The organism is Gordonia otitidis NBRC 100426, assembly GCF_000248075.1.
GTDB lineage: Bacteria > Actinomycetota > Actinomycetes > Mycobacteriales > Mycobacteriaceae > Gordonia > Gordonia otitidis.
In genome coordinates this window covers 1-17,086 of record NZ_BAFB01000028.1, presented here as the reverse complement: position 1 = coordinate 17,086, position 17,086 = coordinate 1, and the positions used below count along the sequence as shown (strand labels likewise).

The following is a 17,086-nucleotide window of genomic DNA, read 5'->3' as shown; positions in this document are numbered from 1 at the left end:
CCCGAGTCCTCACGCCCGTACCGACAACCCGACCTTCTGGAACTCCTTGAGATCGGAGTAACCCGCCTTGGCCATCGAACGGCGCAGCGCACCAACCAGATTCAGTTCACCGAACGGGTCGTCGGACGGTCCGTTCAGGACCGTGGCGAGACTCGGGCGCCCTTCGTCGGTCGAGACGCGCAGGAGCGCACCGCGGGGAGTGTCGGGGTGTGCGGCCGCCGACGGCCAGAACCAACCGTGACCGGGTGCCTCGGCGGCGGCGGCGATCGGTGTCCCGAGCACCGCGGCGTCGGCTCCACAGGCGATCGCCTTGGCGAGGTCGCCCGACGTGTGGATGTCGCCATCGGCGATCACGTGGACGTAGCGTCCGCCGGTCTCGTCGAGGTATTCCCGACGGGCCGCTGCGGCGTCGGCGATGGCTGTCGCCATCGGGACGCCGATTCCGAGCACTTCCGAGGTCGTGGTCGCACCCTCGGCCGAACCGTAACCGACGATCACGCCCGCTGCCCCGGTGCGCATGAGGTGCAGTGCGGTGCGGTGGTCGTGGACACCGCCCGCGATGACCGGGATGTCGAGATCGGCGATGAAGGTCTTGAGGTTGAGGGGTTCCTCCTCGCCGCGGACGACGTGCTCGGCAGAGATGATCGTGCCGTGTACGACGAGGATCTCCACTCCTGCGGCGAGGAGAGTCGGCGTCAGTTCGGGCGCATGCTGAGGGCTCACGCGCACCGCGGTCGTGACGCCTGCGTCGCGCACGAACGCCACCGATTCGCCGAGCAAATCGGTGTCGATGGGAGCGCGATGCAGTTCCTGCAGGAACCGTACGGCGGCTTGCGGATCCGGATCGTTGAGCGCGATGTCGACCAGCTGGGCGATCTTGTCCTCGACATCGCGATGCCGCGCCCACAAGCCCTCTCCGTTGAGAGCGCCGAGGGAACCGAGCTTGCCGAGCGCCACTGCCATCTGTGGTGAGACGAGCGCGTCGGTGGGATGACTCAGGATCGGCGAGTCGAACCGGTAGGCGTCGATCTGCCAGGCCGTCGACACCTCTTTCGACGACCGCGTCCGGCGTGACGGGACGATGTTGATGTCGTCGAGTTCGTATGTCCGGCGGGCGGTTCTGCCCATGCCGATGTCGGTCAGGTCACGCACCGTTGCGCCTCTCTGGGGTTGGTTGACTGCTATTCGACCGCGAGGATCGCGCTCACGTAGGCCGCGGCCGGGACGACCGCGACCGGGACGTCAGCGTGAATAGTAGTTCGGCGCTTCGGCGGTCAATGTGATGTCGTGCGGATGCGACTCCTTGAGACCCGCTGCGGTGATCTGAACGAACCGCGCACCCTGCAGGTGGTCGATGGTCGTCGAGCCGGTGTATCCCATCGACGCACGCAGACCACCGACGAGCTGGTGGACAACCTGTCCGAGCGGACCGCGATAGGGAACCCGCCCCTCGATGCCTTCGGGCACCAGCTTCTCCTCGGCGAGTACGTCGTCCTGGAAGTAGCGGTCCTTCGAGTACGACTTGCCCTGCCCGCGTCCCTGCATTGCACCCAGCGAGCCCATACCGCGGTAGCTCTTGGACTGCTTACCGTTCACCAGGATCAGATCGCCGGGAGCCTCTGCGGTACCCGCCAACAGCGAGCCGAGCATCACGGTCGACGCGCCCGCGGCGAGCGCCTTGGCGATGTCGCCGGAGTACTGCACGCCGCCATCGGCGATCACCGGGACGTCGGCCTGCTTGCACACGGCAACGGCTTCGAGGATGGCGGTGATCTGTGGTGCACCCACACCGGCGACGACCCGCGTGGTGCAGATCGAGCCCGGGCCGACACCGACCTTGACCGCATCGACACCCGCGTCGACGAGAGCCTGCGCTGCCTCACGGGTCGCAACGTTGCCGCCGACGATCTGGACACGGTCGCCGATTTCGGCCTTGAGCTTCGAGACCATGTCGAGGACGAGACGATTGTGCGCATGGGCGGTGTCGACGATGATCACGTCGACGCCGGCGTCGGAGAGCGCCATCGCGCGCTCCCACTGCGGGTCGCCTGTACCGACCGCGGCGCCGACCAGCAGGCGGCCGTCGGAGTCCTTGGTGGCGAGCGGGTGTTGCTCGGTCTTGACGAAGTCCTTGACGGTGATCAGGCCGGTGAGCTTGCCGTTACCGTCGACGATCGGCAGCTTCTCGACCTTGTTGCGGCGCAGCAGCCCGAGAGCGGCCTCCGCGGACACCCCCTCCTGTGCGGTGATCAGCGGTGCCTTGGTCATGACCTCGGAGACCGGCCGGTTCTGGTCGACCTCGAAGCGCATGTCACGGTTGGTGATGATGCCGACCAGTTCGCCGCGATCGTCGACGACCGGCAGACCCGAGATGCGGTACCGCGCGCACATCGCGTCGACTTCGGCGAGCGTATTGGTCGGCGAGCACGTCACCGGGTCGGTGACCATACCTGCTTCTGACCGCTTGACCGTCTCCACCTGACCCGCCTGGGCCTCGATGGAGAGGTTTCGGTGCAGCACACCCATTCCCCCCGCGCGCGCCATGGCGATGGCCATGCGCGACTCTGTGACCGTATCCATCGCCGAACTGACCAGAGGCACACGCAGTGTGATGTCCCTGGTGACCCGCGACGACGTGTCGACTTCACTGGGAATCACATCCGATGCCGCGGGCAACAACAGGACGTCGTCAAACGTCAGTCCGAGCATTGCGACCTTGCCGGGGTCGTCTCCTCCGGTGCGAACCTGCGTCATTCGTCCATTCTATCTGGTAATGGAGGCCCGCTTGTTTCGCCCGCAGCGAAGTGCCGCGGAATGACCAATTCCCACGTGCACCGGCGCCGTCGTCGATCTGTGGAGGCGTTGCGGCGCACAGGTGGTCGAATCGGTTACGGTGGATATGTGCGTGATCATCTCCCACCGGGCCTCCCACCAGACCCGTTCGCCGACGACCCCAGTGATCCGGCTTCGATGCTGGATTCGATGGAGCCCGGCATCCCCTTGGACGAGAGCGAACGGCTCGCGGTCGAGGAGGATCTCGCCGATCTCGCCGTCTACGAGGCGCTGCTCGCCCACCGGGGAATTCGCGGCCTCGTCGTGGTCTGCGACGACTGCCAGGAAGATCACTACCACGACTGGGACATGCTGCGCGCCAACCTGCTGCAACTTCTGATCGACGGCACGGTTCGTCCTCACGAACCTGCGGTCGATCCGCGTCCCGACGCGTATGTGACATGGGACTACTGCCGCGGTTACGCCGACGCACACCATCACCTCGGCGACGAACGCTGACGAATTGCGCGGCGCGATGCGCTGCACCTGACATGTGAGTCCTGACATATGAGTGGAGCGCCGCAACTGCGGCGCTCCACTCATATGTGATCCGAGATCCTCGCGGTCACCCGAGGTATCCCTACCGGGAACGGGTCAACTCGTCGGTGGCCAGCTGCTCGAGGGCCCGTCGTTCGCGGCGGTGGTCGTCGGCGGCTTGGTGGTCGTCTGCGGCGGAGCTTCGGTCGTCGTCGGCGGCGTGGTGTGCGGCGCCGTCGGCGCAGGATTCGTTTGACTCTGATTCATGAGCTGGTCGGTCGGCTGAGCGGGGTCGCTCGTCGCAGATCCCGAGGTGTCGACGTTTCCACCGCCAGGCGACGTCGCCGACGGATTGTTGCTCAGAGTTGCGCCGGTGTCGGCGCGTAGGCGTCCGATCCATTCGTCCATGTGCGTGCGGGTCGACGAATCGCGGACCGGACCCATCGAACTCTGGGCTTTCGCGATCAACGACTCGGCGGCCTGTGTGTTGCCCGCGGCGAGCTCGGCCTCGGCCTTCTCGAGGTTCGAGCGTACGTCGTAGGCAGCCTGGGTTTCGGATGCCGCCTGCGCGAACACGACCTTCTTGACGCCCCACAGCGGGTCTCCGGGTTCGGAACCCTGCGACATCACGGTCAGCCCCGCCGCTGCGACCACTGCCACGGCAGCGGCCCCCGCGACGATACGCAGCGTCCGGACCACCGTGCGGGCACGAGCGCTCGGGCCCTGTGCGGCTATCGCCTTCTCGACCTCTGCGACGCTCGGCCCCAGCGGCAGCGGTTCTGCAAGCGACTCGTGGCGCCACGCAGAGAGCAGCCCTGCGAGTTCGTATTCGGCGTCGTCACGTGTCGGCGTCGGCACGTCGCGCGAGAGTGCGTCGAGGAACGCGTCGTCGAACTGCACAGCCGATATGTCCACCGGCGTGTCGTCGGGAGTGGCCCACTCGCCTGTGTGCTGGTTGTACGCACCCTTTCCGGTGTCGTGCAAGCCCCCCGACTGCCGCCGACCCGGCATGGAGCGACCACGACGCGACTCACGCTCGTCGTTCATCATGTCCTCCAGCCTTTCTCAGCTGTTCCTTCAATTTCGCCAAAGCCCGGTGTTGCGCGACCCGGACCGCACCTGGCGTACTGCCCACTGCATCTGCGGTCTCCTCGGCCGACAATCCGACGACCAGCCGTAGTATCAGCACCTCGCGTTGCTTCTCCGGAATCAACGCGAGCAGTGCTTTCATCTGCCTGCTGGCATCGGCATCGAGCGCGCTCTGCTCGGGTCCCCCGGTGACCTGTACGACCTCGGGGATCTGTTCGACCGGGTCGGCTTTCACGCGACCGGCGACGCGCATGGCATCGGCGACCTTGTGTGCGGCAATGCCGTACACGAAGGCCATGAACGGGCGCCCCTGGTCCTGATACCGGGGCAGCGCGGTCATGACAGCCATCAGGGCCTCCTGCGCCACGTCGTCAGCGGAGAACAAGTGGCGTTCTCCGACACCGATCCGCCCCCGGCAGTAGCGCACGATGGGTTCCTGCACACTTTCGAGGACTGACGTGAGTGCGACCCGGTCGCCCGACGCGGCTGCGCGGACGGCTTCGTCTAACTCAACACCTGTCAGTTTCATCGTCAGTTGAGATTCCCGTGTTACACGTTTGTGTTGGCTGATCAATCGAGTCGTGACGGATCTACGAGCGGCCGTGGAACGGCATACCCCGATCCACAAGCATGTCATGCGAGCGCGCGATGCCCGCAATCGTCACTTCCGACGTGTCGCCCAATCCCCGCATCAGCGACAATGCCGCCCAGGCCAGCGGTTCGAGCCCTGCAGCCCGCGCACGATCCAGACACGACACCGCAACCGTATACGCATCCTGCTTGTCGTCAGCCGACGCCGCCGCCGCGATCAGATCGGTCTTGATGCGATGACGTTCGTGAGTTCGCGCGACACAACCCGTCAGCAGTGCCTGCGCTTCGCCGATCCGACGTCGTGCTTGCTCACCCTCACCTGTGTAGATCGCCAATTCCGTGCCCACCCACCTCTCGCGTACGCGCGGTCGTACCTCGGTGACGAAATGCGTCCACGCGTCCCGGGCGTCGGTCCCTCCTCCGAACGACGGCTCGTACCCGGGGCACAGCTCGCCGGCGCGCGCAAGCAGTCGTGCCGTCACCGGGAAGCGGAGCTGTCCGAGGTTGTCTGCGGCGAGTCCGACCAGCGCGTCGTGAGCGGCGACCCGCAACCACGGATCGTCACACCGCACGGGACCGGGTAGAGCCGACAGCGCGGCCGCGTCGAAGGCGATGGCGACGTCGTGACGGCCGGCCTGGCGGTACAGGGATGCCGTCGTGCTCCACGCCAACGACACCACATCGGACGCATCCACGATGCGGGCACGTTCCCGGAGCCGGCTGAGCATCGTCAGGGCGGCTGCGCCATCGCCCGTGCCTCCACGCTCGACGGCCGCCCACCAATCGATTCGCAACGAATTCAGCAACGATTTCGTGGTCCACATCACTTCAGACCTCCCCGTTTTCCTGAATTTAACGTGCCGTCACAATTCTTTAATTCGACGTCCGCGTCACGTACGCATGATGAATACATTTCCGCCGTGTTACCCCGTGTTCTCGGCCGTGCGCGCGCCCACGATCGCACTTTCACCCGGCGAGAGGGAAATCGATCGGCATCGGCGCTGCTCACAGCACCTCGGACAACCTCCTGGAGGGTCCTCGCAGGTGGCGGGGCGGGGTTGTGCTAGTTCGACGCGACCACACAACATTTCGTTAACAACGATGGAATTTTTTGAACGATCTTGTCCTCGAGAGGCACTATTGACGCTGTTTCCGCCGTCCGCATAGTGTTTGCGATGCACAGCCCAAGTGGCGATGCGCAAGTGTGGTTCCGGCGGTCTCAGGGTCGGCGGAGCAGAGCAGCGGTACCTCGAGAATCAAAGGAGTTCGTGCCATGCCTCAGCCCAATCACCTTCCCGGACCTAATGCCGATATCTGGGATTGGCAGATGCAAGGCCTTTGCCGTGGTGTCGATTCCTCCATGTTCTTTCATCCGGACGGTGAGCGCGGACGAGCGCGTGCCCAGCGTGAGCGTCGCGCAAAGGAAATGTGCCACCAATGCCCCGTCATCGCACACTGCCGCGAGCACGCCCTGGCCGTCGCTGAGCCCTACGGCATCTGGGGAGGATTGTCGGAGTCGGAGCGCAGCATGTTGATGAAGCGCGGCGTCGGACGGCGCATCGCGAGCTGATCGACTCCGGTCGGTGAGATCGGCGCGACAGTCGATCAACATCGTCGTCACCGCCGCGTCGCGACACCCTCCCGGATACGACACCTCATCGCCACAAGCACAACTTTCACACGAAGGAGCCCGGGCAGACCGTGAGATCTGCCCGGGCTCCTTCGTGTCACGTCAGGTCTGCCAAGCGCTCAGTGCGCGTGACCGTGCCCCTGGCCGTCGGCGCCGTCGGCGGGCTCGTCGGCGACAGCAGCCTCGGTGGTCAGCACCATCCGAGAGGCAGACGCGGCGTTCACGACCGCCGACCGGGTCACCTTGACCGGGTCGATGATGCCGTCGGCGAGCAGGTCACCGTAGGTGAGCGTCGCGGCGTTGAAACCGTGGCCGGTCTCCTCGCGCGTGACCTTGTCGACCACGACCGCACCGTCGACCCCCGCGTTGCTGGCGATCCAGTACAACGGCGACCGCACGGCGTCACGGACGACCCGGACACCGAGCGCCTCGTCCTGGCCGAGTCCCTCGGCGAGGGAATCGAGCACCTTGGACGCCTGCACGAGCGCAGAACCACCACCGGGGATGATGCCCTCCTCGACGGCGGCCTTGGCCGCGGCGACCGCATCCTCGACGCGGTGCTTGCGTTCCTTGAGAGCGGTCTCGGTCGGGGCACCGACGCGGATCACCGCGATGCCGCCGGAGAGCTTCGCCAGACGCTCGGCGAGCTTCTCGCGATCCCAATCGGAATCGCTGTTGTCGATCTCGCGTCGGATCTGCTCGGCGCGCGCGGCGACGGCCTCCTTCGAGCCACCACCCTCGACCAGCGTGGTGGTGTCCTTGGTGACCACCGCCCGACGCACGGAGCCGAGCTGGTCGAGTTCGGTCGTCGCCAGCGACAGACCGATGTCGGTGGAGATCACGGTGCCGCCGGTGACCACCGCGAGGTCGTCGAGGAAGGCCTTGCGACGATCCCCGAAGAACGGCGCCTTGACCGCGACGGCTTTGATGGTCTTGCGGATCGAGTTGACCACGAGCGTCGACAGCGGCTCACCCTCGACGTCTTCGGCCACGATCAGCAGAGACTTGCCCGACTGCGCGACCTTCTCCAACAGCGGGAGGAAATCGGGCAGTGAGCTGATCTTGTCGCGGTAGAGGAGCACGAGTGCATCCTCGAGAACCGCTTCCTGGAGGTCGGGGTCGGTGATGAAGTACGGCGAGAGATAGCCCTTGTCGAACTGCACGCCCTCGGTGACGACCAGTTCTGTGTGCAGACCCGAACCCTCTTCGACCGTGACGACGCCGTCGGTGCCGACCGTCGACATCGCCTTGCCGACCATCTCGCCGACCTCGGGATCACGCGAGCTGACGGTCGCGACCTGTGCGATGGCCTTCTCGCCCTCGACAGGCGTTGCGACACGGACCAGCTCGTCGCTGATCGCGTCGGCGGCTTTGGAGATACCCGCGCCCAGCGCGACGGGACTCGCGCCTGCCGCGACGTTGCGCAGTCCTTCGCTGACGATCGCCTGCGCGAGAACAGTTGCAGTTGTCGTTCCGTCACCTGCGACGTCGTTGGTCTTGGTGGCGACCGACTTCACCAACTGAGCACCCATGTTCTCGAACGGGTCCTCGAGTTCGATGTCGCGCGCGATCGTCACACCGTCGTTGGTGACCGCCGGTCCGCCGAACGCCTTGGACAGCACCACGTGCCGCCCGCGCGGGCCGAGTGTCACCTTGACCGTGTCAGCGAGCTGATCGATACCGCGCTCGAGTGAGCGGCGGGCTTTCTCGTCGAATTCGATCTGTTTGGCCATGATTTCCTTCTTGAGTGCCTTCTACTTGGAATGAATGGGGGCACAACGTAATCCGCCCCGGGGTCTGTGTACAGACCCCGGGGCGGAACGACCACACGTTGGTCCGTGGGCTGTTACTTGCCGATCACCGCGAGCACGTCGCGGGACGAGAGGATCAGGTACTCCTCACCGGCGTACTTGATCTCGGTGCCGCCGTACTTGCTGTAGATGACGGTGTCGCCTTCTTTGACGTCGACAGGGACGCGATTGCCCTGCTCGGTGACACGTCCCTCGCCGACGGCGATGACGGTGCCCTCCTGGGGCTTCTCCTTGGCGGTGTCCGGGATGACCAGACCGGATGCGGTGGTCGTCTCGGCCTCCACAGCCTGCACCAGGATCTTGTCCTCAAGCGGCTTGATGTTCACGCTCGCCACGATGTGAGTCCTCAACTTTCTCATCTGAGAAACGATGTATGTGTTTGCGGGCCCTGCACGAAACCTCGTCGTCGCGGGTGCCGAGGTTCACTTCAGTGCCTACTGGCACTCTATACGCGAGAGTGCCAGCACTCAAGGGGCCCGGGTGCAACTCCATGCATCGACCCGTCAGACGCGCGCCGGAACACGACGCGACAGCCACGATGCCACGAGAGCGCCGACCAGACCGACCACGGCGAGCGCACTGACCACCCAGATCGCCGTCGACATCCCGCCGAGCAGTTGGCCGCGCTGCGACGACTCGGTCGAACTGGCCAAGACCGCGGTGATGACAGCCAGCATCACCGCCCCGCCAACCTGAACACTCGTGTTCACCAGACCGGACGCCAGGCCCTGCTCATGGTCGGCGACACCCGCTGTGCCCTGCGAGTTGATCGACGGGAAGCACAGCGCGAAGCCCACGCCGAGGAGCACGATCGTCGGCAGCAGGAAGTCGACGTAGGACATGCCGGGCTGCACCCTGGAGAACCACAGGTAGCCGCCGAGGAACGCCGAGAAGCCGACCACGAGCAGCAACGGCGTCGGCACCCGGTCGAGCACCCTGTCCATCCGAAGGGCACTGGCCACCACGATCGCTCCCGCCGGGAGGAAGGCGAGCGCCATCGACAGCGGAGACCATTCCAGCGAGTCCTGCAGGTAGAGCGTCACGACGAACTGGAATGCGACGTAGCCGCCGAACATCAGCGCGCCCGAGACATTGGCGTGCACCAGGAGCATCGATCGGAGGATTCCCGGACGCACGAGCGGGTGGCGGTGACGGAACTCGACGATGACGAATGCGAGACCGAGCAGGACCGCTGCGGCGAAGCTGACGATCGTCACCGGGGCCACCCACCCGATCTCGGGTGCCCGCACCACGGCGAGAACGAGGAGCAGCAGCGCTCCGGTACTGGTGAGTGCGCCGAGTGCGTCGAACTCTCGCCACTGCATGCGGGTACGTGCAGCGCGCGGAATCACGCGAATTCCGGCGAGGAGCAGGAGCAGTGCGACCGGCCCCGGAAACAGCAGGGTCGCCCGCCAGGAGAGTTCGGTCAGCAGCCCACCGAAGACCAGCCCGAGCGAGAAGCCGCTCGCGCCGCAGACTGTATAGATGCTGAACGCCTTGTTACGTGCGGGGCCCTCGGCGAAAGTCGTCGTGATGATCGACAGTCCCGCGGGGACCGTGAAGGCCGCGGCAATGCCTTTGACGAACCGAAGGCCGATGATCACACCATTGATGTCGACGACGGCGCTCGCGACCGATGCGACGCCGAAAACCCCGAGAGCGACGAGGAAGACCCGACGCCGGCCGAAGAGATCGCTGGCCCGCCCACCGAGCAGTAACAGCCCACCGTAACCGAGTACATAGGCACTCACGATCCACTGGAGCTGCGACTGCCCCATGTGCAGATCCGTGCCGATCGACGGCAGCGCGACGCCGACCATCGAGATGTCGAGGCCGTCGAGGAACAGCGCGCCCGCCAGGACGACCAGGAGTATCCAGACCCTGCTCGTCCAGCCCGTCGCCGAGGTGATGTGTAGGTCCGATGACGGTTCGGGGTGCACCGGTTGGATGTCGTACGCCTGCTCGCCCACGTCGGGCGTCGAGTCAGACCTGTTCGCGATGACCACTTCATGCGTGTTGTGTGCCATGCGAGGAACTATATGCACGTGCATTCATTGCGTCTACATTAATTGCGGTCACATCTTTTGCCCGAACATATATCCGCCGGTGAGGGTAGGATGCGGTCCATGACCAAGGCGGTGACATCTTCCGACGAACTCGCCGCCGCATGGCGCGATCTCTCGATCCGCTACAACAAGGTCCTCTGTTCGCTCGATCGCGAGCTGCAGAGCAAACACAACCTGTCGTCGAGCGAGTTCGAGGTACTCGAGTTGCTCGCCGAGTCCGATGCGCACCAGGCACGCATGAGCGAACTCGCGGGTGGCGTGCACCTCAGCCAGAGCGCACTGTCGCGCGTCGTCGCGCGACTCGAGAAAGACGGGCTGGTGTCTCGCACGATGTGTGAATCCGACCGGCGCTCGGTGTTCGCAGCGCTGACGGCCGCCGGGGAGGAGCGTTACGCCCAGGCACGCCCGACTCAACGCGAGACGCTCGCCTCGCTCACCGACGGGTGCCCACAACTGCTGCGCGAGCAGTGACGCCGGCCGCTCAGCGCTCCTGCGACACCTGAACGCTCAGTCCAGGATCGGTGGCCACCGTCAACGGGGACGGTTGCGCGCCGCCGGCGATCACGTGAGCTCCGAGCGTCGCGATCATCACACCGTTGTCGGTGCAGAGTCGGGGCTTCGGGACGCGGAGCGTGATACCCGCCGCAGCGCAGCGCTCCTGGGCGAGCGATCGGATTCGGGAGTTGGCCGTCGCACCCCCACCGAGTACCAACGTGCCGACACCGAGGTCGATACACGCACGAACCGCCTTGAGCGTCAGCACATCCGCCACGGCCTCCTGAAACGACGCCGCGACGTCGGCGATCGGCACGTCGACCCCGTCGCGACGGCACTTCTCGACGTAGCGGGCAACGGCCGTCTTCACGCCGGAGAACGAGAAGTCGTAGCGGGCATCGCGGGGTCCGGTCATGCCGCGGGGGAACTCGATCGCGTGCGGATCGCCCTGTGCTGCAGCCTTGTCGAGTGCCGGTCCGCCGGGGAATCCGAGGTCGAGCAGTCGCGCGACCTTGTCGAACGCCTCGCCTGCTGCGTCGTCGACGGTCGTACCGAGTTCGACGATCGGGTCGGCCAGGTCGGTGACGTGAAGCAGATGCGTGTGACCGCCGGATACGAGCAGCGCAACACATTCGGGCATGGGTCCGTGCTCGAGGGTGTCGACCGCGACGTGGCCGCCGAGATGGTTCATCGCATACAGCGGAACGTCCCATGCCAGCGAATACGCCTTGGCCGCGGCAACTCCGACGAGCAGCGCTCCGGCCAGTCCCGGCCCGATGGTCACGGCGATGGCGTCGGGCTTGTCGATCCCCGCAGCCTCCCGCGCGCGCTGCATCGCCGGAACGATCGCCTCGAGATGCGCACGCGACGCGATCTCGGGCACCACTCCCCCGAACCGTGCGTGCTCGTCGACACTCGAGGCCACCTCGTCGGCGAGGAGCGTCACGTTTCCCGGACCATCGCCGTCGCCGGGCGTCCATTCGACGATGCCGACGCCGGTCTCGTCGCACGAACTCTCGACTCCCATCACGATCATGCCGGGTCACCTCCACGCCCCGAGACGGACGGACGCGCCATCGTGTAGGCGTCAGCGCCGGAGGGCTGATAGTAGTTGCGGCGCACGCCGCGTCGAACGAATCCATTGCGTTCGTAGAGTTCTATCGCCGTGTCGTTGTCGGTTCTGACCTCGAGGTAGACCGGAGCATCGGCGGCATCGGCGACGTCCAACATCTCGGCGAGGAGCGCCCGCCCGTAGCCCAGACCACGATGGCTCGGGGCGACGGCGATCGTGTGGATCTCACACTCGTAAGCGCCGCCAGCGCCGAGCGTCGAAATACCCGCGTAGCCGACGACCGCACCTCCCGGTGTCTCGCGTGCGGCGAAGTACCGATTGTAGGGCGCATTCAGCTCGGCGCGGAATGCGGTTGCCGGCCAAGGGGAATCGCCGACGAACATCTCCTGTTCGAGTTCCGCGCACCGCGGGATGTCCGAAAACTCGAGGCGGTCGATGAGCAATTCGGGCGTGGTCATCCGGGAGTCACCGCCTTGTCGCGCTGGTCTTTCCGTTCGACCGCATCCGGGCGCCGCAGGTAGAGCGGGACGAGCGGTCGCGGCGGGGCTCCCGCCAATACGTCGTGCGCGCCTGCCAGGAGCAGTCCGCGTACCGTCGGGGCGCTCACCAGCGACGGTTCGCCACGCCATCCGCAGAGTTCGAGATGGTGCGGTGATCCTGCCGCGACGTCGGCCGGTTGTGCGGCAAGCGAGTTCGCGACCACATCCGGCGCGGACACATCCGGCCCGCTGATCCTCTCACCGTCGGCGTACCGCGCCCAATACACCTCCCGACGCCGCGCGTCGGTCACCACGAGCATCGACGCGTTCGACGGGAAATGTCGTGCCGCATCCGAGGCGATGGCATCGAGTGAGCTCACACCGTAAACGGGCAGACCGAGTGCATCACCGAATCCGGCCCCGGTCGCCATTCCGACGCGCAGACCCGTGAACGGACCGGGGCCACATCCGACAACGATCGCGTTGAGCCCTTCGCGCCTGATCCCTGCCTCGTCCATGGCCTCGGACATCAGGGTCGTCAGCACTTCGGCGTGCCGCCGGTGATCGGCAACGGCTCGGTCCGCCAACACGCGTACCGCTGCGCCCGTCACCGTTCCGACGCCGGTCACCACCACGTCGGTTGCCGTGTCGATGACGAGCACCGTCATCTCATCCATCTATCCAACTCCATTGCGCGTGGCGGACATCGGTGTCGGGATCGCGGTGCAATCGCACCAGCAGGTGTCGTTCGGCAAGACGCTCCGCGACACCCTCCCCCCATTCGACGACGACCACCGCGTCCGTGAGATCGGTGTCGAGGTCGAGGGCGTCGAGTTCGTCGAGGCCACCGAGACGGTACGCGTCGACGTGCACCATGCCCGGCTGCCCCGGTCGACCGGGTTTGTGCTCACGGGCGATGATGAAGGTCGGCGACGACACCCGACCGACGACGCCGAGTCCCGCGGCGATTCCGCGCGCCAGCGCCGTCTTGCCTGCGCCGAGCGGTCCGTCGAGGATGACCACGTCGCCCGCCGAGAGATCCTCGCCGAGTTCGACCCCGAGGGCTTCCGTGTCGGCGACGTCTGGCAGCTCACGCGTCCACGTGCGACCGGTATCGGTCATCGTCGCCTGCCCAACAGCGGAATACGACGCCGTCGTGGCTGGGGCAGCGCCGAGCGCGAGCGTTCGACCAGGTCGGCGATGGCGTCGGTCACCCGATCCGGTTGCTCCATCAGGACCATGTGTCCGGCGCCGTCGACGATGTCGAGTCGGGAGTCGTCGCCGAGATCGCCGAACATGTGCAGCGAATTCGGCAGCGGTGTCATCTGATCGGCGGTACCGCACACGACAGTGGTCGGCACCTGTGCGATCACGGGAAGGCCCATCGACTCGTCGTGGTGCTCCAACGCGTTGAGGAAACTCACGACGGTCGAGATCGGCGTGTTCTGGATCATCTTCTCCACCGCCCGACCGAGCGCCGCGCTGTGGAAGTCCGGCCCGAAACTCGCCGACACGAGCACCGGTTCGAGGATCAGTCTCGTCAGATCGCGGCCGGCTTCGATCACCCGCGGCGTGTGGCGCACGGTGGCGCGGAACGCGTCCACCAGTGGATTCCGCAGCCCACGCGCGAGTCCCGCTTCCGTGAGGCCCTTGGCAGCCGTTGCCACCAATGCAACGCCCGCGACGGGCCCGTCGGGGCCGAACAGTTCGGGGTGGCGACGCGCGAGCGCCATGATCGACATCCCACCCATCGAATGTCCGCACAGCACAACGCTTCCCGACGGCGCGACGGTCCGCATCACGGCACCGACGTCGTCGGAGATCTGAGCGATGGTGCAGGTCTCGGGCGGAGCGGCGTCGGACTTCCCGTGCCCGCGATGGTCGAAGAACACCATCCGGATGCGCCGGTCGGCCCACGCCGCCGCGAGGTCGAACCGTTGGAAATGCCACGACGCCATGCGGAGACTGAATCCGTGCACGAAAAGCACGGTCACCTCGGGCGTCTCGCGCGACTGCAGGCCGCCGAGATCGACGGTGCGGACGGCGAGGGCGAGGCCGTCGTCGGTGGTCACCGTCGAGGCTTCGTCGGAGTAGATGGCAGTGAAATCGATTCCGGCGTAAGGGTCGTCGCGTGAGTCCTCGCGACGCCGCGCCAACGCACGACCCGCACCCGCGGCGGCCAGCCCGCCGAGCGCGCCGAGCCCACCGAGCCCGGCGACGAGACCGAGCCGTTCGTAAGGCTTCACCGCTGCGCCGTCCGGGTTTCGCGGGCCGCCCGGCCCACATACCGGCGATGGGCTCGTGCGCCGATCCCGCTGATGATCTCGTAGTCGATGGTGCCGATCTGATCGGCCCACTCACGAGCGATCGGGGCGCCGTCGGCCCCCGTTCCGAACAGTTCGGCGATGTCGCCCTCCGCGACGCCGCCACCATCGGGGCCGAGGTCGATCACGAACTGGTCCATACAGATCCGACCGACCTGCGGGAAACTGCGACCGTTGATCTGTACCCGCATCTGGTTGGACAGCAACCGCGGCACACCGTCGGCGTAGCCGGCCGGAATCACCGCGATCATGGTGTCGCGTTCCGACGTCCAGTGGTGGTTGTACGAGACGCCCTGCCCTGCGGCGAGTGTCTTGACCAACGCGACCTCGGCACGCAGTGTCATCGCGGGTACCAGCCCGAAGTCACCGCGCTCGGGAATCGGGCTGCATCCGTAGAGCGCGAGGCCGGGCCGCACCAGGTCGCGGGCGAGGTCCGGACGAGTGAGCGCCGCCGGCGAATTGGCGATGTGCATCACCTCGGCGGGGCTCCCCAGCTGCGCGAGATCTGCGGCAGCGGCGTCGAGGCGTTCGGCCTGCTGCGAGTTCAACGGATGCTCCGGCTCGTCGCCGCGCACGAGATGGCACATGATCGCGCGTACCCGCACCGCGCCGTCGGCTTTCGCCTTGGCGAGATCGTCCGCGAAGTCGGCCCATTCGTCGGCGGCGACACCGCTGCGATTGAGTCCGGTGTCGACCTTGGCGGTCACAGTGGCGGAGCGTCCCAGACGCTGCGCGGCGTCGACGACACGGGCGAGTTGACGCCGTGACGACAGCGCGATGTCGATGTCTGCGGAGATCGCGGCATCGAACGGGGCGTGGTTGGTGTGCAGCCACGCGGTGATGTGGGCGTCGATACCTGCGTCGCGCAACGCCAGCGCCTCCGTGATGTGCGCGACGCCGAGTTCTGCCGCTCCCGCTTCGAGTGTCGCTCGCGCGACCGGCGCGGCACCATGCCCGTAGCCGTTCGCCTTGACCACCGCGATCAGATCGGTGCCCGACGCGGCGCGGAGCACACCGACGTTGTGCGCGATCGCGTCGAGATCGATGGTCGCCGTCAGGGCTGCGGGCAGGGCGCCGGGCGTCGGATCGTGAGAGGTCATCACGACCATTGTCCCAGATCCGCGGAAGTGGTTTGTGTCGCACTCAGGGGGTCGTGATCGGCGATCCGAGAGGTCCCAGCCGTTCGCGGAGCCTGCTCGTGCCTCAGGCCAGCAGACGGCGGATCGCCGGCCTCAGCGCACCGAGCAGGTTCGACGCCCCGATGGGTGCGCCACCGCTGGCCAGCGCCGCGGAGTGGGCGTGCACGCGCGCTGCTGCTGCGCCCGCCCACAGGGGCGGCAGACCCGCGGCGAGAAGAGCGCCCGCGATCCCCGACAACACGTCACCCGCTCCGGCGGTCGCCGCCCACGACGATTGCGCGTCGTTGCCGAACACCGTGCCGTCGGACTCCGCGACCAAGGTCACGCGCCCCTTCAAGAGCACCGTGACGCCCCAGCGTCGTGCGAGTCCGGCGACGGCCCCGAGACGATCGGCGCCCACCTCTTCCCCGGTGAGCCGAGCGAATTCGCCCGCGTGCGGCGTCAGCAACGTCGGGGCGTCGCGCCCGCGCACGAGATCTGGATGCTCCGACAACACGGTCAGCCCGTCGGCATCGACGAGAACCGGGAGTTCTGTGGCGAGGATCTTGCCCAGGAGTTCGGTGGCCGCGTCGTCGGTTCCGGCTCCCGGGCCGACGACCCATGCCTGTACCCGACCGGCGTCGGCGAACTCGGGCACCGCGACCACTTCCGGGAAGTGCTCCACCACCTCGGCGTGCGCCGATCCGACGTACCGCGTCATGCCCGATGTCGCGGTCACGGCGGCACCCGTGCACAGGATTCCCGCGCCCGGATAGCGATGCGAGCCGGCGATCACTCCGACGACACCTTGCGTGTACTTGTCGTCGTGCGGGCCAGGTATCGGCCACGCGTCGGCGATCTCGGCGTCGGTCAACGCGTACAGGCGTGGCGACTGCGCGCCGGTGCCCCCGGTCGACGTCGGCTCGCCCTCGGGATCCTCAGCGAGTCCGATGTCGACGAGTTCGATTCGGCCGCACTGTGGTGCCGCGAGCAGGTGAGCGTGTCGCCGCACCCCGAAGGTGACGGTCACGTCGGCGCGTACCGCCGGGTGGTTGACCTGTCCGGTGTCGGCGTCGACCCCGGACGGAAGGTCGACAGCGAC

Annotated in this window: 18 protein-coding genes; 3 read left to right on the top strand and 15 right to left on the bottom strand. The window is 66.6% G+C overall.

Annotated elements, in window-relative coordinates:
• Window positions 1-9: 9 nt before the first annotated feature.
• Both GOOTI_RS03045 and guaB read right to left on the bottom strand, forming a co-directional pair.
• A complete protein-coding gene (locus tag GOOTI_RS03045) occupies window positions 10-1,152 on the bottom strand; it encodes a GuaB3 family IMP dehydrogenase-related protein (protein ID WP_007237086.1) in 1,143 nt (380 codons plus the stop codon).
• Window positions 1,153-1,242: 90 nt separating this feature from the next.
• Window positions 1,243-2,754, bottom strand: a complete 1,512-nt coding sequence (gene guaB, locus GOOTI_RS03040) for an IMP dehydrogenase (RefSeq protein WP_007237085.1) — start codon at window positions 2,752-2,754, stop codon at window positions 1,243-1,245.
• Between the two features lie 147 nt (window positions 2,755-2,901).
• Between guaB and GOOTI_RS03035 the strand changes: the two genes are divergently transcribed.
• Entirely contained in the window at window positions 2,902-3,291 is a 390-nt protein-coding gene (locus GOOTI_RS03035) for a DUF5319 domain-containing protein (protein WP_039993237.1), read from the top strand.
• Window positions 3,292-3,426: 135 nt separating this feature from the next.
• On the opposite strand, the gene GOOTI_RS03030 is transcribed toward GOOTI_RS03035, so the two are convergent.
• From GOOTI_RS03030 to GOOTI_RS03020, 3 genes are all read right to left on the bottom strand, one after another.
• Entirely contained in the window at window positions 3,427-4,359 is a 933-nt protein-coding gene (locus tag GOOTI_RS03030) for an anti-sigma-D factor RsdA (RefSeq protein ID WP_373279008.1), read from the bottom strand.
• Window positions 4,340-4,927, bottom strand: a complete 588-nt coding sequence (locus GOOTI_RS03025) for a sigma-70 family RNA polymerase sigma factor (protein ID WP_007237082.1) — start codon at window positions 4,925-4,927, stop codon at window positions 4,340-4,342. Before GOOTI_RS03025 ends, GOOTI_RS03030 begins: the two co-directional genes overlap by 20 nt.
• A gap of 61 nt (window positions 4,928-4,988) precedes the next feature.
• Window positions 4,989-5,813 carry a hypothetical protein gene (locus tag GOOTI_RS03020; protein WP_138985145.1) on the bottom strand — a complete coding sequence of 275 codons (825 nt, stop codon included), beginning with the start codon at window positions 5,811-5,813 and terminating at the stop codon, window positions 4,989-4,991.
• A 449-nt stretch (window positions 5,814-6,262) separates the two neighbouring features.
• Between GOOTI_RS03020 and GOOTI_RS03015 the strand changes: the two genes are divergently transcribed.
• A complete protein-coding gene (locus GOOTI_RS03015) occupies window positions 6,263-6,559 on the top strand; it encodes a WhiB family transcriptional regulator (RefSeq protein WP_005174148.1) in 297 nt (98 codons plus the stop codon).
• Window positions 6,560-6,738: 179 nt separating this feature from the next.
• Here the strand turns inward: GOOTI_RS03015 and groL are convergent, their stop codons facing one another.
• From groL to GOOTI_RS03000, 3 genes are all read right to left on the bottom strand, one after another.
• A complete protein-coding gene (groL, locus tag GOOTI_RS03010) occupies window positions 6,739-8,352 on the bottom strand; it encodes a chaperonin GroEL (protein WP_007237080.1) in 1,614 nt (537 codons plus the stop codon).
• A 113-nt stretch (window positions 8,353-8,465) separates the two neighbouring features.
• A complete protein-coding gene (gene groES, locus GOOTI_RS03005) occupies window positions 8,466-8,765 on the bottom strand; it encodes a co-chaperone GroES (protein ID WP_005174150.1) in 300 nt (99 codons plus the stop codon).
• Window positions 8,766-8,933: 168 nt separating this feature from the next.
• Window positions 8,934-10,457: an MFS transporter gene (locus tag GOOTI_RS03000; RefSeq protein ID WP_233425406.1), complete on the bottom strand. Its 1,524-nt coding sequence runs from the start codon at window positions 10,455-10,457 to the stop codon at window positions 8,934-8,936.
• Window positions 10,458-10,556: 99 nt separating this feature from the next.
• Between GOOTI_RS03000 and GOOTI_RS02995 the strand changes: the two genes are divergently transcribed.
• A complete protein-coding gene (locus GOOTI_RS02995; RefSeq protein ID WP_007237078.1) occupies window positions 10,557-10,967 on the top strand; it encodes a MarR family winged helix-turn-helix transcriptional regulator in 411 nt (136 codons plus the stop codon).
• Window positions 10,968-10,977: 10 nt separating this feature from the next.
• Here the strand turns inward: GOOTI_RS02995 and tsaD are convergent, their stop codons facing one another.
• From tsaD to GOOTI_RS02960, 7 genes are all read right to left on the bottom strand, one after another.
• Window positions 10,978-12,027 (bottom strand): tRNA (adenosine(37)-N6)-threonylcarbamoyltransferase complex transferase subunit TsaD, encoded by a 1,050-nt coding sequence (tsaD, locus tag GOOTI_RS02990; RefSeq protein ID WP_007237077.1) that lies wholly within the window; start codon window positions 12,025-12,027, stop codon window positions 10,978-10,980.
• Window positions 12,024-12,521 (bottom strand): ribosomal protein S18-alanine N-acetyltransferase, encoded by a 498-nt coding sequence (rimI, locus tag GOOTI_RS02985; RefSeq protein WP_007237076.1) that lies wholly within the window; start codon window positions 12,519-12,521, stop codon window positions 12,024-12,026. Before rimI ends, tsaD begins: the two co-directional genes overlap by 4 nt.
• Window positions 12,518-13,219 (bottom strand): tRNA (adenosine(37)-N6)-threonylcarbamoyltransferase complex dimerization subunit type 1 TsaB, encoded by a 702-nt coding sequence (tsaB, locus tag GOOTI_RS02980; RefSeq protein WP_007237075.1) that lies wholly within the window; start codon window positions 13,217-13,219, stop codon window positions 12,518-12,520. Before tsaB ends, rimI begins: the two co-directional genes overlap by 4 nt.
• Window positions 13,212-13,664: a tRNA (adenosine(37)-N6)-threonylcarbamoyltransferase complex ATPase subunit type 1 TsaE gene (gene tsaE, locus GOOTI_RS02975; protein WP_007237074.1), complete on the bottom strand. Its 453-nt coding sequence runs from the start codon at window positions 13,662-13,664 to the stop codon at window positions 13,212-13,214. The genes tsaB and tsaE overlap by 8 nt, the downstream gene beginning before the upstream one ends.
• Window positions 13,661-14,788, bottom strand: a complete 1,128-nt coding sequence (locus GOOTI_RS02970; RefSeq protein WP_007237073.1) for an alpha/beta fold hydrolase — start codon at window positions 14,786-14,788, stop codon at window positions 13,661-13,663. The genes tsaE and GOOTI_RS02970 overlap by 4 nt, the downstream gene beginning before the upstream one ends.
• Window positions 14,785-15,975, bottom strand: coding sequence for an alanine racemase (gene alr / locus GOOTI_RS02965; protein WP_007237072.1), 1,191 nt, complete (start codon window positions 15,973-15,975; stop codon window positions 14,785-14,787). The genes GOOTI_RS02970 and alr overlap by 4 nt, the downstream gene beginning before the upstream one ends.
• A 94-nt stretch (window positions 15,976-16,069) precedes the next feature.
• Window positions 16,070-17,086 (bottom strand): bifunctional ADP-dependent NAD(P)H-hydrate dehydratase/NAD(P)H-hydrate epimerase (locus GOOTI_RS02960; RefSeq protein WP_007237071.1); only part of this gene is annotated, 1,017 nt, incomplete at its 5' end.

What these genes read in the sequence shown, in the direction of transcription:
- guaB (WP_007237085.1), bottom strand. Translation starts at nt 2,754, where the DNA reads ATGACGCAGGTTCGCACCGGAGGAGACGACCCCGGCAAGGTCGCAATG.
- GOOTI_RS03030 (WP_373279008.1), bottom strand. Translation starts at nt 4,359, where the DNA reads ATGATGAACGACGAGCGTGAGTCGCGTCGTGGTCGCTCCATGCCGGGT.
- GOOTI_RS03025 (WP_007237082.1), bottom strand. Translation starts at nt 4,927, where the DNA reads ATGAAACTGACAGGTGTTGAGTTAGACGAAGCCGTCCGCGCAGCCGCG.
- GOOTI_RS03020 (WP_138985145.1), bottom strand. Translation starts at nt 5,813, where the DNA reads ATGTGGACCACGAAATCGTTGCTGAATTCGTTGCGAATCGATTGGTGG.
- GOOTI_RS03015 (WP_005174148.1), top strand. Translation starts at nt 6,263, where the DNA reads ATGCCTCAGCCCAATCACCTTCCCGGACCTAATGCCGATATCTGGGAT.
- groL (WP_007237080.1), bottom strand. Translation starts at nt 8,352, where the DNA reads ATGGCCAAACAGATCGAATTCGACGAGAAAGCCCGCCGCTCACTCGAG.
- GOOTI_RS03000 (WP_233425406.1), bottom strand. Translation starts at nt 10,457, where the DNA reads ATGGCACACAACACGCATGAAGTGGTCATCGCGAACAGGTCTGACTCG.
- GOOTI_RS02995 (WP_007237078.1), top strand. Translation starts at nt 10,557, where the DNA reads ATGACCAAGGCGGTGACATCTTCCGACGAACTCGCCGCCGCATGGCGC.
- tsaD (WP_007237077.1), bottom strand. Translation starts at nt 12,027, where the DNA reads ATGATCGTGATGGGAGTCGAGAGTTCGTGCGACGAGACCGGCGTCGGC.
- rimI (WP_007237076.1), bottom strand. Translation starts at nt 12,521, where the DNA reads ATGACCACGCCCGAATTGCTCATCGACCGCCTCGAGTTTTCGGACATC.
- tsaB (WP_007237075.1), bottom strand. Translation starts at nt 13,219, where the DNA reads ATGGATGAGATGACGGTGCTCGTCATCGACACGGCAACCGACGTGGTG.
- tsaE (WP_007237074.1), bottom strand. Translation starts at nt 13,664, where the DNA reads ATGACCGATACCGGTCGCACGTGGACGCGTGAGCTGCCAGACGTCGCC.
- alr (WP_007237072.1), bottom strand. Translation starts at nt 15,975, where the DNA reads ATGGTCGTGATGACCTCTCACGATCCGACGCCCGGCGCCCTGCCCGCA.